The sequence below is a fragment of the Mycobacterium paragordonae genome, from assembly GCF_003614435.1.
In the GTDB taxonomy this organism is placed as follows: Bacteria; Actinomycetota; Actinomycetes; order Mycobacteriales; family Mycobacteriaceae; genus Mycobacterium; species Mycobacterium paragordonae.
Window position 1 is genome coordinate 761,892 of sequence record NZ_CP025546.1, and the last position, 14,847, is coordinate 776,738.

Below are 14,847 nucleotides of genomic sequence, written 5' to 3' on the forward strand. Positions count from 1 at the left end.
GCTTTGGACACCGTACTTGGCGTGTCGATGGCACCGACCGCAGTCCGGATGGTGCTGGTCGAAGGCGAAAACGGCGACGGCGCCCTGGTGGATGAAGACAGCATCGACGTCAGGGAAGAGGACGCGCCGACGTTCAACGCTGCCGACCAGGTCATCTCGGCCATACTCGGGACCCGGGAAGGCGCCACCGAGGGCGGCTACCAGCTGGCCTCAACAGGAGTGACGTGGCGCGACCCGGCCCAGGCGGCTGAGCTCCGCGACGCGTTGGCCAGCCGCAAGATCGAGAACGTCATGCTGGTTTCGGCGTTCCTCGCCGCAGCCGCATTGGCGCATTCGGTCGGCAACGAGACCAACTACGCACAGACAGCGCTGCTGTTCATCGAACCCGACACCGCAACTCTGGCCGTGGTGAACAGCGCCGATGGATCCGTCGCCGACATCCAGACGCAGCCGCTGCCGTCGGACGACGACGCCGCGGTGGCCCGGCTGGCCGAGCTGGTCGCCACGGCCGAAACGCTGCAGACGCATCCCGACGCCGTCTTTGTGGTCGGCTCCGGTGTCGACGTTCCCATGATCAAGCCGGCGCTGGACGCCGCAACCACGCTCCCGGTGACCTTGCCCGAAGAGCCCGAGACCGCACTCGCCTGGGGAGCGGCGCTGGCGTCGGCGAACACCCCGTTGCTGTCCGCATCGACGGCGGCTCGCGCCTACGCTCAGGACCCCGGTACCGGCGCTTACGCGCCGTTGGTGCTCGACCCCGCCTACTTCGACAACTCCGCCGCAGCAGACGGGGCACTGGCCTACAGCGCTGTCGACGCCGATCACGACGAGCCGAAGACAGAAGGTCGTCGGCCGCTGGGGTTGCTGGGCAGCGTCCTGCTGTCGATCTTCGTGGTCGGCGTGGCGTCGCTGGTCGTCTCGCTGGCCGTCAGCATCCGAAGCACGTCCAACACCAGGCCGGACCCGGGTCAAGCCCTCGTCCAGCCCACCCCGGCTCCTCAGGCGCCCGCCCCGACGCCCCAGGCTCCCGCTCCGGCAGCCGTCCCCGAGCAGGCGCCCGCGCCGGCTCCGCAGGCTCCGGCCCAAGTGCCTGAGCAGGCTCCGGCGCCGCAGGCTCCCCAGGTGCCCGTGGAGGTGCCACAAGCACCCGTTCCGCAGGCGCCTGCACCCGCTCCCGTGGCGCCCGCCCCGGTCCCGGTTGCACCCGCTCCGGTCCCGGTGCCGGTGCCGGTACCTCAGCTGCCGCAGATCTTTACCCCGCAGTTCCCGCTCGGCCCGGGTGGCGGTGGCGGCCGCGGCGGCGACGACGGCCGGGGACCCGGCAAGTTCCCCGGTGGCGGCAAAGGTGGCGGGGAGCGCGGCGGCAAGGGCGGCGGCGGTCGCGGCGGGTTCAACATTCCCGGGATCCCCGGCTTCTAGCATCTCGCCGGGTAGCTGTCACCTGCCGTTCAGCGTCGCGATGCGGTCCGCTCATCGCGGCCACTTACACACGGTGGTATGCGATGCACCGTTTTCGGTACCGGTTACCTCGGTGCCACCCACGCTGTCGGAATGGCAGAGCTGGGACACGAGGTCGTCGGGGTAGATATCGACCCGGGTAAGGTCGCCAAGCTGGCGGGTGGCGACATTCCGTTCTATGAACCTGGCTTGCGAAAGTTGTTGACTGCCAACCTTGCTGCGGGCCGACTGCATTTCACCACCGACTACGACATGGCGGCCGAATTCGCCGACGTGCATTTCCTCGGCGTCGGCACACCGCAGAAGAAGGGCGAATACGGCGCCGACATACGGCACGTGCACGCCGTCATCGACGCCTTGGTGCCACGTCTGACCAGGGCCTCCGTCCTGGTCGGCAAGTCGACGGTGCCGGTGGGCACCGCGGCTGAACTCAGCCGGCGGGCCGCGTCGCTGGCCCCCGCCGGAGTGGACGTCGAAATCGCCTGGAACCCGGAGTTCCTCCGCGAGGGCTATGCCGTCCACGACACGCTGCACCCGGACCGCATTGTGCTTGGCGTGCAACAGGATTCCGCCCGCGCCGAGGCCGTCGTGCGCGAGCTGTACGAGCCGCTGCTGACCTCGGGGGTGCCTTTTCTGGTAACCGATCTGCAGACCGCGGAACTCGTCAAGGTCTCTGCCAATGCCTTTCTGGCAACCAAGATCTCGTTCATCAACGCGATATCCGAGGTGTGCGAGGCGGCGGGCGCCGACGTCAGCCTGCTGGCCGACGCGCTGGGGTACGACCCTCGCATCGGACGCCAATGTCTCAATGCCGGTTTGGGTTTCGGTGGAGGGTGCCTACCCAAGGACATCCGCGCATTCATGGCCCGGGCGGGCGAGCTGGGCGCCGACCAGGCCCTGACTTTCCTGCGCGAGGTCGACAGCATCAACATGCGGCGCCGGACCCGGATGGTCGAACTGGCCACCGCGGCCTGCGGCGGATCACTGCTCGGTGCCAACATCGCAGTGCTGGGTGCGGCCTTCAAGCCGGAGTCCGACGACGTGCGGGATTCTCCCGCGCTCAACGTCGCCGGGCAGCTGCAACTCAACGGTGCCGCCGTCAACGTCTACGACCCCAAGGCGCTCGACAACGCCAACCGGCTGTTCCCCACGTTGACCTATGCGGTTTCGGTCGAAGAGGCATGTGAGCGCGCGGATGCCGTGCTGGTGCTCACCGAGTGGCGGGAGTTCGTCGACCTCGACCCGGACGACCTCGCGGATCGGGTGCGGGCCCGTGTCATCGTCGACGGCCGCAACTGCCTGGATGTGAGCCGCTGGGAACGGGCGGGCTGGCGGGTGTTCCGGCTCGGAGCGCGGCGCCCTACGCGGTGACGGCCTGCGGCACGTTGCGCGGCCGGCCGTCGGCGCGCAGGAATCCGCCGGTGCGCTCGCGTCCCAGGATCTCGGTCGGCTGCCCGTGCCGGAATACCTCGCGACCCGACACGAAGACGGCCTCGACGGTGGCGTCGTTGCGGTTCACCATGCGTGAAAGACCGTCGTAGGCATTGATTTTGGCCTCGTGGTAGGCGTCCAGCGAGTCGTCGAGCCGTTGCGGGTCGATGACCACCAGGTCGGCCCAGTCGCCCACCCGCAGGTGACCGGCATCCAGCCCGTACCAGTCGGCCAGTTCGCCGGTCAACCGGTGCACCGCCTGCTCGATCGATAGGAACGGGCGGCCCTCGCGCTGAGCGTCACGCACATGCCGCAGCAGCCGCAGCCCGCTGTTGTAGAAGGCCATGTTGCGCAGGTGTGCCCCGGCGTCGGAGAACCCCACCTGCAAGCCGTGCATCTGAGCCAGCCGGCGCAACATCTTGGGACGGTGATTGGAAATCGTTGTGCGCCAGCGGATCGCGGTGCCGTGTTCGAGTACCAGGTCGAGGAAGGCGTCGACCGGGTGCAGGCCGCCGCGTTCCACGCCGACCTGACCGAACGACTTGCCCACCACCGACTCGTCGGGGCAGGAAACGATCTCCGCGTCGAAGAAGTCCCGATGCCACGCACGCGGGCCGAACTTGCTGTCGTAGTCCTTCCGGAACTGCCGGCGGTACTCCTCGTCGCGCATGAGCTCGTTGCGCTCGACTTCGTCCTTGAGGTGCAGTGCGGCCGCCCCGGCGCCGAATTCCTCGAAGACGACCAGGTCGATCCCGTCGGCGTACACCTCGAACGGCACCGGAAGGTGCTGGAAGCGGAAGTCGCCGCCGAGTCGATTCACCAGAGCCGCCAATCCGCTGGTCAACCAGATGGTTCCCGGCGCCGACTTCATGTCCGCGGCCGCCAGCAGGCTGGTCTTCAGGTGGCGCCGGCGGATTCCCAGCGACTGCAGTGCTTGGGAGACGATGTTCTGTGGGTGACTGATGTCGGGACCGGACTGCAGGACGCGACCGGTACGCCGCAACAACGACTTGAGCCTACGCAGTTCGCGGCCCTTGGCGTAGGTGGACGGCAGCGTACGGGACCGGCAGGTGTCTCCGTCGATCTTGTCGAAAAGTAGTTGCTGCGAGGACATTCCGAGGAATCCGGCGTCCAGCGCCTCGTCCAGCATCTGTTCCATCCGGGCCTGTTCGGCGGCGGTGGGCTTGACGTCCTCGCGGGTGGCCCGATCCAGGCCCATCACCGATGTCCGCATGTCGGAGTGGCCGATGAAGGCCGTCACGTTGGGGCCGAGTGGCAGCGACTCCAGGGCGTCGATGTATTCCTGCGGATTCGTCCACGACTTGTGCTCACCGACGATGCGGACCACGTGCTCATGCGGGATCGCCTCAACCCGCCCGAACAGGTCGGCGGCTTCGCCGGCGCTGACATGCACGGTGGACAGCGAGCACGACCCCATCACGATGGTGGTGACGCCGTGACGCACGGACTCCGACAGCTCCGGCGCGGCCAGCACCTCGGCGTCGTAGTGGGTGTGGATGTCGATGATGCCCGGAATCACCCATTTGCCCTCGGCGTCGATGACGTTCGGGCAGCCTTCGGTATCCAGCGGAGTGGGGGTGACAGCCGCCACGCGGCCGTCGCGTATCCCGATGTTGCGGATGGCCGAGGGCCCCCCACTGCCGTCGAACCACCTGCCGTTGACGACCACTGCGTCGAAAGTCAATGTGACCACCTCACTTGAATGGACAGCTTACCGAAATCGTCAACTCGAGGTCGTGGCCGTCCCCTGATGGGCGATTTCGGCGGTCAGCACCGGTGCGATCCAGCGGCGCAGATATCCGCGCAGCACCTCGCCGGTGCGCGGCGGCCGGCCGGGATCGATGGTGAACGACTGCAGGATCCGCAACGTGTACTCGGCCAGATCGTCCAGGTCGGCGTCGGTGAGACCCAAGGTGGCCCAGTCGACGTCCAGGCCGGCCAGGATGCCGTGACTGAACTTGATCCCGATGTCCGAGGTGATGCCGGCTGATGCCTTGGTGAAGTCGCGGACCAGCATCAATTGGATGTGTTTGTCGCTGGGCAGCCATTCCAGCGTGAACGCCAGGCTCTCCACCAGTGCCTCGACCGGATCGGTCATCCCGGCGAGGTGCCTGGACAGTATTTCGCAGAACCGCATGCCGGACCGGGTTGCTGCGGCCTCGATGAGGGTGTTGGTCCCGGGGAAGTAGTTGTAGACCGTTTGACGGGAGACGCCCAGCGTGCGCGCCACGTCGGCAATCCGCATGTCGCCGCCGCGTTGCTCGATGGCTTCGCTGGCGGCGTCGAGGATGCGTTCGATCGCCTCGTTGTCGGTCGCGGGCCTCGCACCGCTCCACCCGTGGGTGCGCATGGCTGAGACCTTAGCCCCGTCCAGACGTCGTGGACTTGCCGACGACGAGTTCGATCCTGACGGCATGTCGCCGGCGGACTGCGCCGAGTGGGAAGCCCGCCGAAGCAGCGCGGCGACACCACGTGGTCGGGCGGGAAATGACTAGCGAGATAGGGTCAGCCGTGGTGTTCGAGTTCTGTTCGCAATTGGTCGATTTGGTCGTAGGCGTAGGTCACGATGGCAGCGACGGTCATTGCCTCGCCTTCGCGCGCAAGCGATTCGTAGGTCTGCTCTCCGAGCACCTCGCGTAGGTGGGTGATCATGGCGATTATCTGCGGATAGCCCGCTCGTACCATCTCACTCAAGGCGAACCCGGTGACAATTGCGGCTTGCCTCTGGCGCCCGAGACGGTCGAGCAACGCGGCTAGGACGGCCAGCGGGTTTTGGATCATGACGACGTTGCCCGCATCGTGATACCGGCGGATCGCCACGCTGAGGTACTCGAGAGCACCGATGTTGTTGTCTCCGGCCGCTCCGAAGAACGGGTCGTTCTCATTGGCGGCCACGATGCCCAGCATCGTCAACATCGTCGATTCCATTTGCCGGTTGCCGGTCTCCCGAGCGATCGTCAGCGCCCGGCTGAAAGCGTGATAGGCCGCGACGGGATCGCTGTTGATGTGGCTGGTTCCGTATCCCAGGAGTGCAAAGCAAGCCGTGTTCGGATTGTCGGTGGACGCCGCCGCTGCAAGGAGGCCCTCAGACACCGCTCTCGCCTCGTCCCACTTGCCCGATTGATACAGCGCGATACACAAGCACGCGCGGGTGATGACTCGGGCGCCAGTGCCTTCGGCGATGCCTCGGCGGCACAGGTCGACCCATTGCTCAGGATGGCCGGCCACACTGAGTACCACGCCTGACGAATACTCGCCTTCATAGGTGACTGCGTCGAAATCGTCGCTTTCCGAAAGTTGTTCACCAGCCTCGAAGTAGGCGAGCGCGTCCACGACGCGACCGGTGGCAAAACTTTGCGCCGCCGCCACATAAAGCTGCCGGAGCCTCGGATGGCGGACCGGCCGAGCCAGCTTGATCATCTCCTCGCACCATACGACGGACTCATACTGTTCAACCCAGACGCCGAAGAACATTGCGTACCAGGCCATCGAGATCGCCGCGTTTAGTTCTCCATGGTCAGCGGCCCACCGATACGCAGCGCGGAGGTTGGCGAACTCAGTTGTGAACCAGCCGTACGCATCCCGCTGTCCCGGGCCGTCCCACAATGCCAGGAGGTCAGCTTCACGGCTCGCGAAGTAGCGCGCATGTGCGGCGCGGGCGGCGTCGGCAGTGCCGGCGGCCACCAGTTGGTCCTCAGCGAACTGGCGGATCGTCTCGAGCATCGAGAAACGAGTGCTGCCGCCGGATCGGTCCGCATTGAGTAGTGACTTGCGAACCAGCGCATCCAACAGGTTCAGCGTCGCGAACTCGTCATCGCTTTCGGCGACAGCACAAGCGCTGCGGAGGTCGAATCCTCCGCTGAAAACCGAATACCTTGCCAGCAGGACCTTTTCGGCCTCGCTGAGAAGGTCGTAGGACCAGCCGACCGCATGACGCAGAGTGTGGTGACGCTCAATGCCACGCCGTGACCCGATCAGCAGGCGGAACCGCTGATCAAGGCGATCCCTGATTTCGCGAGCGGTCATCGACGCCATGCGCGAAGCCGCCAACTCGATGGCCAGCGGAATGCCGTCCAAGCGCCGGCAGATTTCCACCACGGCGTCGATATCCTCAGCCCTCTCAAGTGAGAAACCGGGCGAGACCGCGTTAGTGCGCTCGGCGAAAAGCGCTACTGCGCTTGAGTTCACGCCTGAGCGCACGTCCAGCGACGGAACCAGCCACAACTGTTCGTCGGCGAGCCCAAGCCCCTCGCGGCTGGTGGCGACGATTCGCACAGTGTCGGAGTCCGCCAAGATCGCATCGATCAGCTCGGCGGCGGCGTCGCGTACGTGCTCACAGTTATCGAAAATTAAGAAGCGGATACGGCCTTCTTGCGCTGCGGCCACCGACTCGGCCGTAGTTTTTCCAGGCTGCTGGGCGATGCCCAGAGTTGCGGCTACCGCATCGGGTACCGCTGCCGGGTCGGTGACCGCTGCCAGTTCGAAAAGCCATATGCCGTCTGGGTATTCGTCAGCCAGGCGCGCTGCGACTTCGGTTGCGAGCCGGGTCTTGCCCACTCCGCCGACGCCGGTCAGGGTCACCAGCCGGTGCGTGCTCACGGTCGAGGCCAGCTCCTCGACGTGCGACTCGCGTCCTATCAGGCTGGTGGTCGCACGCCGCAGGTTCCCGGGACCGGCGACAAGGGCTCGCAGCGGTGGGAAGTCCGTCGCCAGGCCCGGTGCACGAACTTGGTAAAGCACGACGGGTATCGGGACGTCGCGCAGCCGTCGGGGCCCCAGAGACACCATGTCGACCCCGCTGAGCAGAACCGCGGTGGACTCGGCCACCAGGATTTGACCGCCGTGGCCGGCAGCCATCACCCGTGCGGCCCGATTAAGCACGGTGCCGAAGTAGTCGCCGCCACGCACTTCGGCTTCTCCGGTGGCCAGCCCCATTCGGACAGGCAGTTTGAGTGCTCGCTGCGCGGTGATCGCCGTTTCTACAGCCGAGCTCGGAGAAGAGAACGCCGCACAGATTCCGTCGCCGGTGTGTTTGAAGAGGAACCCACCATGCGCGGCGACGGTCTCGCGCAAAGTTTCGTCATGAGCCGCCAGCGCCGCTCGCATCGCTTCGGCATCGGTTTCCCACCGACGGGTCGAGCCCTCCACATCGGTGAACAGAAACGTGACTACCCCGGCAGGAGCAGCCTCCGCAGGAGCGGACACCTCAACAGAATCTCATAGCACGCGGGCCATGACGACGACTATCGCGGCGTCGTCCACCCCCGACAATTCGTCGATTACTTTCGAGTCTTCGGTCGCCGCGGCCTAACGCCGCCTGAAAGCCGGATTGGCACGAATTTCGATGTCATCGGACTCCGTCGCTATGTCCCCTGATTCGTCGGTGATCCGCACACCAAGGGCCCGACCACTCGTGGGGTCGACGAACCTCAGGGGGCCCCGGCCGCCGTGCAGGTGTTTGTCTCCCCACTGCGCCAGCGACAGGAGCACAGGCAGCAGATCCTTGCCCGCCGGAGTCAGGCGGTACTCGTCGCGAACCCGGCGGCCCGGCTCCTGATAGGGCGCCCGTTCGATGATCCCGGCGGACTCCAACTGCTTCACCGCCCGCGACACGGCTGGCGCCGAGGCGCCGATCCTCTCCACGAAATCCTCGAATCGTGTTGTGCCGTAGAAGCATTCGCGGAGGACCAGGAAGGTGGTCTTGGTGCTCAGCAGGTCGAGTGTTTTCGCCATCGGGCAGCCGTCGCCGACCGACCACTTGTTGCGGTCGCGCAGTTTCTTCTCGAACTCCATGGCGCACCTCACATAACTAACGATTGCGTTATCCAGCATAGCGTGCTTCTATCTAAGTAACGAAAACGTTAGTCAGATGAGTGGAAGGAAGCAGGAGATGGTTGCAGTAGCCGACAAAGTGGTGGTGGTGACCGGAGGTCGACGCGGGCTCGGTGCGGCTCTGGTCGACGAGGTGCTGGCCCGCGGGGTCCGCAAGGTCTACTCGACCGCTAGAAGCGCGTTCACCGATGACCGCCCGCAGGTGGTCACCCACGAACTCGAGGTTCGCGACGCCGACTCGGTCGGTGCACTCGCCCGCATCGCGGGTGACGCAGACATCGTGATCAACAACGCCGGCATCCTTCTCCCCGATTCGCTGTTGACGGGAAGCTTCGAACAAATTACTGAAACGTTTGATATCAACGTCTTCGGGCCGTTGCGGGTGACCCGGGCGTTCGCGCCGATCCTGGCGGCCAATGGCGGCGGGGCGGTGGTCAACGTGCATTCGGTGTTGTCCTGGCTCGCCGGCAGCGGAGCCTACGGTTCGTCCAAGGCCGCCATCTGGTCGTTGACGAACTCGCTCCGTCTTGAGTTGGCGTCACAGAACACCCAGGTGGTAGGCGTACATGCCGGATTCATCGACACCGACATGGTCGCGGACATCCCGATGCAGAAGACGACTCCGGCAGAGGTGGCCAGACGCATCGTGGACGGACTGGAAGCCGGTGCCGTCGAGGTTCTTGTCGACGACGTCACGGTTAACGTCAAAGCGGCACTCTCGGGCCCGGTGGAGAACCTGGCCTTCAGCTTGGCGCGCTAGGAATCACCATGCCACTGTGGACAATTCATCACACGCCGGGCATCTTCACCGACGAAGAGAAGCACGAGTTGGCAACCCGGATCACCGACCACTACGAGAAGGCCGGGTTGCCCCGGTTCTACGTGATCGCGTTGTTCAAAGAGACCAGTACCGAGGACTTCTACGTCGGCGGTGAACCCACGCCGGTAGGTATCCGAGTCGTCATCGATCACATCGCCCGGCATTCACACAGCACCGGCGATCGTCAGCGGATCACCCACTGGATCAACGGCATCCTGGCCCCACTGGCTCAGGCGAAACCCAACCTGCACTGGGAGTTTCACGTCGATGAGACCAGCGAGGAACTCTGGATGATCAACGGGCTCGTTCCGCCGCCGGGCGGCTCGGAAGCCGAAAAGGCCTGGGCCCGAGCGAACGCCGTGTCCGCGTACTGACAACCGGAGTAGCGTCACCTGCGTGGATTACGCGTCGAGCTACCTCGAAGAGACCCGGGCCCTAGGTGAACTGATCCGCGCTGCCGATCAATCGACGCCGGTGCCGACCTGTCCTGGGTGGACGCTTGAGCAGCTGTTCCGTCACGTCGGTCGCGGCGACCGCTGGGCCGCGCAGATCGTCCGCGACCGGATGGACAGCTTCCTCGATTTCCGCAGTGTCGAAGAGGGCAAGCCGCCCCCGGACCTGGACGGCGCGATCGCGTGGCTGAACGGTGGCGCGCAGCGCCTGGTCGACGCCGTCGAAGGGACTGGCGCCGAAACCCCGATCTGGACGTTCCTCGGTCCCCGACCCGCCGGGTGGTGGATCAGGCGCCGCCTTCATGAGAACGCCATACATCGAGCGGACGCCGCCTTGGCCGTTGGCGCCGACTTCACCCTCGATGCCGAGGTCGCGGCCGACGGGATCGATGAGTTTCTGGAACGCATCGTGATCCAGGCCGGAAAGGACGGTGCGGCGCTTCCCTTGGAGGGCGGTGACACCCTGCACCTGCACGCCACCGATCCCGGGCTCGGCGAGGCCGGCGAGTGGACGGTGGCCGTCGAAGATGTCGCCATCACGTGGTCGCACGAACACGGCAAGGGCACGGTCGCGTTGCGCGGTGGGGTCACCGAATTGCTGCTGGCGATGACACGCCGCGTCCCGCTCGATGCCACCGGCATCGCCGTGTTCGGCGATCAAGCCGTATGGCAGAGATGGCTGGACCGTACGCCTCTCTAGACTTGCACCTCATGACCACATCCGAGATCGCCACCGTGCTCGCTTGGCACGATGCTCTGAACAGCGCCGACATCGAGACCTTGGTCGCGTTGTCCAGCGACGACATCGAGATAGGCGACGCGCAGGGAGCCGTGCAGGGGCACGACGCGCTGCGCCGGTGGGTGAGCTCGCTGACGGCAAGGGCTGAGCTGGGCCGGATGTACGTGCACGACGGCATCGTGGTCGTCGAACAGCAGATCAGCGATCGCAACAAGCCCTTCAACGCGTCGACGACCGCGTCGGCGTTCCGAGTGGTCCGCGACCACGTCACCTCGGTCTTCCGTCATGCGGACCTGGCGTCGGCGCTGGCGGCGACCGAACTCACCGAAAACGACCGGGTCGACTGAGGCTGAGGAGTCAGGTATGCGCGGGATCATCTTGGCGGGCGGTTCGGGCACCCGGCTGTATCCGATCACCATGGGCATCAGTAAGCAGTTGTTGCCGGTCTATGACAAGCCGATGATCTATTACCCGCTGACCACCCTGATGATGGCCGGCATCCGTGACATCTTGATGATCACCACGCCCCACGACGCACCCGGATTCCACCGGCTCCTCGGTGACGGAACGCAATTCGGCATCAACCTCACCTACGCGGTGCAGGAACGGCCGGACGGCCTGGCTCAAGCATTCGTCGTCGGCGCCGACCACATCGGCAACGATTCGGTGGCATTGGTGTTGGGAGACAACATCTTTTATGGACCGGGGCTGGGCACCAACCTCAGTCGGTTCCAATCCATAAGTGGTGGAGCCGTTTTCGCCTACTGGGTGGCCAACCCGTCGGCCTACGGTGTGGTGGAGTTCGACGCCGCGGGCATGGCGGTGTCGCTGGAGGAGAAGCCGGCCACCCCGAAATCGAACTATGCGGTCCCCGGTCTCTATTTCTACGACAACGACGTGGTCGAGATCGCCAAGGGATTGAAGAAGTCGCCGCGCGGCGAGTACGAGATCACCGAGGTCAATCAGATCTACCTGAACCGCGGCCGCCTGGCCGTTGAGGTGCTGGCTCGTGGTACCGCGTGGCTGGACACCGGCACGTTCGATTCCCTGCTGGACGCAGCCGATTTCGTTCGAACCCTGGAATTGCGGCAGGGTCTGAAAGTCAGCGTTCCCGAAGAAGTGGCGTGGCGGCTGGGCTGGATCGACGATGAGCAACTCGCGAAGCGCGGCCAGAGTCTGATCAAGTCCGGGTACGGGAATTACCTGCTGGACTTGTTGGAGCGCAACTGATTTAGGTGCTCTAGAGTTGGCCGGGCAACCCGTCGACGCCGATCAGCGCCGTGCCGCCCGCGCCAGGGCTGCCGTGCACCGGGCCCGCCCCGCCGTTGCCACCGTTGCCGCCGTTGCCGATGAAAGTGGATGGGCCGCCCCCACCGCCGTTCCCGCCGACAGTCGCGCCGGTGCCGCCGTTCCCGCCGTCGCCACCGTTGCCGAACCAGGCGTTCCCGCCCCTTTCGCCGTTCCCCCCGATGTTGCCGCCGTATCCGCCCGCCCCGCCGGTACCGCCGTTGAAGAAACCGCCGCCGCCCACACCGGCCCACCCGCCGTTGCCGCGGACACTGTCACCACCAGCCCCACCGGCTCCGCCGTTGCCGAAATAGCCCAACCCGCCGATTCCGCCGCTCCCGCCGACGGCGTTGAGGGCAGTGGTCGAGCCGCCGGTGCCGCCGGCCCCGCCGCTGCCGAACAGGCCCGTGCCGCCGTTCCCGCCGGTGCCGGCGAGCGAGTTGGTCCCACTGGTGGACCCACCAGTGCCGCCGTTGCCGCCAGTGGCGACGAAATAGCCCGTACCTCCGTCGCCGCCGCGACCGCCGGCTATCAAGCCGAACCCGCCGGTGCCGCCCGCCCCGCCGGGACTGAAGAACAGCCCGCTGTCCCCGCCCTTCCCGCCGGCACCGCCGACGTCCGCCAATGAAGCCCCGCCGGCGCCGCCGGCGCCCCCGACGCCCACCAAGAGCCCACGTCCTCCGGGCCCACCCGGCCCACCGGCGGCGACCGTCGAGGCCCCTCCGGCGCCACCGGTGCCGCCGTTACCCCACAGCCCACCAATCCCGCCGGCGCCGCCACCCCCACCGACCCCGGTCGTCGACGCCCCGCCGGCGCCACCGGTGCCGCCGGTGCCGAACAGGAGCCCGCCGGCGCCGCCATTGCCACCCTTCTGGCCGGGTGCGCCACTGCCGCCGGCCCCACCGTTACCCCCGAGGATGCCGCCGTCTCCGCCGTTTGCCCCGGTGCCCGGGTCCCCGTTGGCGCCGTTGCCGATCAGCGGACGCCCGAATAGCGCTTGGGTAGGCGCGTTGATGAGGTCGAGGAGGGGCTGCAGAGGCGCCGCGGCGGCAGCCTCCGCGGTCGCATACGCATTCGCGCCCGCGGTCAAGGTGGCCTCGAACTGGGCTTGGAACGCCGCCGCCTGGGCGCTCAACACCTGGTAGGCCTGACCGTGTGCGGTGAACAGCGCCGCGATGGCCGCCGACACCTCGTCAGCGCCCGCCGCCAACACGCCCATCGTCGGGGCTGCCGCGGCAGCACTGGCCTCGCTCAGTGACGAACCGATATTCGCCAGATCTGTTGCCGCCGCTGCCACCATCTCCGGCGGCACCACCACATATGACATTGCTTCCTCCCGACCAGGTCAACATCGACACAGGGGATTGAAGCGTCGCGCATCTGGATCGGGCCCTACTAGGGCATTTCGCCCCTACTGGGCTGCGCCTTTAGGCACGTCTTGCAGTTCGACGGTCGGTCGCCGATCAACCGTGTTTCAGGACGGCCCGGCTGGCCGACGGCCTTACTGCCGGTAGCTGGTCAGGAAGTTGCCCAGGCGTTCGATTGCCTTGGCCAGATCACGTGCCCACGGCAGCGTCACGATCCGCAGGTGATCCGGTTCGGGCCAGTTGAATCCGGTGCCCTGGGTGACAAGGATCTTTTCCTGCAGCAACAGGTCCAGGACGAGTTGTTCGTCGTCAGCGATGTCGTAGACCTCAGGGTCCAGCCGCGGGAAGGCATAGAGCGCGCCTTCGGGCTTGGTGCACGAGACGCCAGGTATTTCGTTGAGTTTGCTCCACGCGACGTCACGCTGCTCGAGCAGACGGCCGCCGGGCAGCACCAGGTCCTCGATGCTCTGGTGGCCGCCGAGTGCAACCTGAATCGCGTGCTGCGCAGGCACATTCGGGCACAGGCGCATGTTGGCCAGCAGGCTGATGCCCTCGATGAAGCTGCCGGCGTGGTCCTTGGGGCCGGTGATCGCCAGCCAGCCGGCCCGGTATCCGGCGACCCGGTAGGCCTTCGACAGGCCGTTGAAGGTCAGGCACAACATGTCGGGGGCCAACGAGGCCACGTTGATGTGCTTGGCGTCGTCGTAAAGGATCTTGTCGTAGATTTCGTCGGCGAGCAGCAGCAGTTGGTGTTTGCGCGCCAAAGCGACCATCTGCGTAAGGATTTCGCGGCTGTACACCGCACCCGTCGGGTTGTTCGGGTTGATCACCACCAACGCCTTGGTGCGCTCGGTGATCTTGGATTCCAGGTCGGCGATATCGGGCTGCCAGTCCTGGGTTTCGTCGCACAGGTAATGCACCGGCGTGCCGCCGGCCAGGGAGGTCGACGCCGTCCACAACGGGTAGTCCGGTGCGGGAATCAGTACCTGGTCGCCGTTGTCCAGCAGGGCCTGCAGGGTCATCGTGATCAGCTCGGAGACCCCGTTGCCCAGATAGACATCGTCGACATCGAAGCGGGGAAAGCCGTCGACGAGTTCGTAGCGGGTCACCACCGCGCGGCGTGCCGGCAGGATCCCCTTGGAGTCGGAGTACCCCTGCGCATAGGGCAGCGCCTGAATCATGTCGCGCATGATCACGTCGGGTGCCTCGAAGCCGAACGGCGCCGGGTTGCCGATATTGAGCTTGAGGATGCGGTGCCCCTCGGCTTCCAGCCGTGCGGCGTGCTGGTGTACCGGTCCGCGGATCTCGTACAGAACGTCCTGCAGCTTGGACGACTGCGCGAACACGCGCTGCCGGTGGTGGCCGGAGGTGTGCGCAGGCAGCTGGTGAGTGGTCACGTCACCCATGGTCCCACCGCTGTCCACTGAAATTTGCTGATCG

General features: G+C 66.0%; 13 protein-coding genes. 7 read left to right on the forward strand and 6 right to left on the reverse strand.

The features are described from left to right. The first annotated feature begins 3 nt into the window (after positions 1–3). On the forward strand, positions 4–1,419 hold the full coding sequence (locus tag C0J29_RS03450) for a DUF7159 family protein (protein WP_425272106.1): 1,416 nt from the start codon (positions 4–6) through the stop codon (positions 1,417–1,419). A gap of 78 nt (positions 1,420–1,497) precedes the next feature. Further along, positions 1,498–2,829: a UDP-glucose dehydrogenase family protein gene (locus C0J29_RS03455; RefSeq protein ID WP_065163168.1), complete on the forward strand. Its 1,332-nt coding sequence runs from the start codon at positions 1,498–1,500 to the stop codon at positions 2,827–2,829. Here the strand turns inward: C0J29_RS03455 and C0J29_RS03460 are convergent. The 4 genes from C0J29_RS03460 to C0J29_RS03475 all read right to left on the reverse strand — a co-directional run bounded on the left by C0J29_RS03460 (position 2,819) and on the right by C0J29_RS03475 (position 8,703). Next, complete coding sequence (locus tag C0J29_RS03460; protein WP_120794526.1) at positions 2,819–4,594, reverse strand: N-acyl-D-amino-acid deacylase family protein; 1,776 nt, start codon at positions 4,592–4,594, stop codon at positions 2,819–2,821. The two genes, C0J29_RS03455 and C0J29_RS03460, sit on opposite strands and share 11 nt — an antisense overlap. Positions 4,595–4,633: 39 nt before the next feature. Beyond that, positions 4,634–5,260, reverse strand: coding sequence for a TetR/AcrR family transcriptional regulator (locus tag C0J29_RS03465; RefSeq protein WP_065163169.1), 627 nt, complete (start codon positions 5,258–5,260; stop codon positions 4,634–4,636). A 155-nt stretch (positions 5,261–5,415) separates the two neighbouring features. Continuing rightward, complete coding sequence (locus C0J29_RS03470) at positions 5,416–8,115, reverse strand: adenylate/guanylate cyclase domain-containing protein (protein WP_120791534.1); 2,700 nt, start codon at positions 8,113–8,115, stop codon at positions 5,416–5,418. A gap of 102 nt (positions 8,116–8,217) precedes the next feature. Further along, positions 8,218–8,703, reverse strand: coding sequence for a winged helix-turn-helix transcriptional regulator (locus C0J29_RS03475; protein ID WP_120791535.1), 486 nt, complete (start codon positions 8,701–8,703; stop codon positions 8,218–8,220). Positions 8,704–8,800: 97 nt separating this feature from the next. Here C0J29_RS03475 and C0J29_RS03480 point away from each other — a divergent pair, with 97 nt between their 5' ends. The 5 genes from C0J29_RS03480 to rfbA are packed head-to-tail and all read left to right on the forward strand — an operon-like array spanning position 8,801 to position 11,983. Further along, positions 8,801–9,502: an SDR family oxidoreductase gene (locus C0J29_RS03480; protein ID WP_120791536.1), complete on the forward strand. Its 702-nt coding sequence runs from the start codon at positions 8,801–8,803 to the stop codon at positions 9,500–9,502. Positions 9,503–9,510: 8 nt separating this feature from the next. Next, positions 9,511–9,936, forward strand: coding sequence for a tautomerase family protein (locus C0J29_RS03485; protein WP_120791537.1), 426 nt, complete (start codon positions 9,511–9,513; stop codon positions 9,934–9,936). Between the two features lie 22 nt (positions 9,937–9,958). Next, complete coding sequence (locus C0J29_RS03490; RefSeq protein WP_120791538.1) at positions 9,959–10,714, forward strand: maleylpyruvate isomerase family mycothiol-dependent enzyme; 756 nt, start codon at positions 9,959–9,961, stop codon at positions 10,712–10,714. Positions 10,715–10,725: 11 nt separating this feature from the next. After that, the gene (locus tag C0J29_RS03495) at positions 10,726–11,100 is read left to right on the forward strand and encodes a nuclear transport factor 2 family protein (RefSeq protein ID WP_065042913.1); all 375 of its coding nucleotides are present in this window, start codon (positions 10,726–10,728) and stop codon (positions 11,098–11,100) included. Positions 11,101–11,116: 16 nt separating this feature from the next. Beyond that, positions 11,117–11,983, forward strand: coding sequence for a glucose-1-phosphate thymidylyltransferase RfbA (gene rfbA / locus C0J29_RS03500; RefSeq protein WP_065042912.1), 867 nt, complete (start codon positions 11,117–11,119; stop codon positions 11,981–11,983). A 10-nt stretch (positions 11,984–11,993) separates the two neighbouring features. On the opposite strand, the gene C0J29_RS03505 is transcribed toward rfbA, so the two are convergent. Continuing rightward, positions 11,994–13,367, reverse strand: coding sequence for a PE family protein (locus C0J29_RS03505; RefSeq protein ID WP_120791539.1), 1,374 nt, complete (start codon positions 13,365–13,367; stop codon positions 11,994–11,996). 174 nt (positions 13,368–13,541) lie between these two features. Then, a complete protein-coding gene (locus tag C0J29_RS03510) occupies positions 13,542–14,831 on the reverse strand; it encodes a pyridoxal phosphate-dependent aminotransferase (RefSeq protein ID WP_120791540.1) in 1,290 nt (429 codons plus the stop codon). Between the last annotated feature and the right edge of the window lie 16 nt (positions 14,832–14,847).

Bases quoted from the DNA above. Each gene is read 5' to 3' on its own strand.
- C0J29_RS03480 (WP_120791536.1), top strand. From the start codon at position 8,801: ATGGTTGCAGTAGCCGACAAAGTGGTGGTGGTGACCGGAGGTCGACGC.
- C0J29_RS03455 (WP_065163168.1), top strand. From the start codon at position 1,498: ATGCGATGCACCGTTTTCGGTACCGGTTACCTCGGTGCCACCCACGCT.
- C0J29_RS03495 (WP_065042913.1), top strand. From the start codon at position 10,726: ATGACCACATCCGAGATCGCCACCGTGCTCGCTTGGCACGATGCTCTG.
- C0J29_RS03485 (WP_120791537.1), top strand. From the start codon at position 9,511: ATGCCACTGTGGACAATTCATCACACGCCGGGCATCTTCACCGACGAA.
- rfbA (WP_065042912.1), top strand. From the start codon at position 11,117: ATGCGCGGGATCATCTTGGCGGGCGGTTCGGGCACCCGGCTGTATCCG.
- C0J29_RS03475 (WP_120791535.1), bottom strand. From the start codon at position 8,703: ATGGAGTTCGAGAAGAAACTGCGCGACCGCAACAAGTGGTCGGTCGGC.
- C0J29_RS03505 (WP_120791539.1), bottom strand. From the start codon at position 13,367: ATGTCATATGTGGTGGTGCCGCCGGAGATGGTGGCAGCGGCGGCAACA.
- C0J29_RS03465 (WP_065163169.1), bottom strand. From the start codon at position 5,260: ATGCGCACCCACGGGTGGAGCGGTGCGAGGCCCGCGACCGACAACGAG.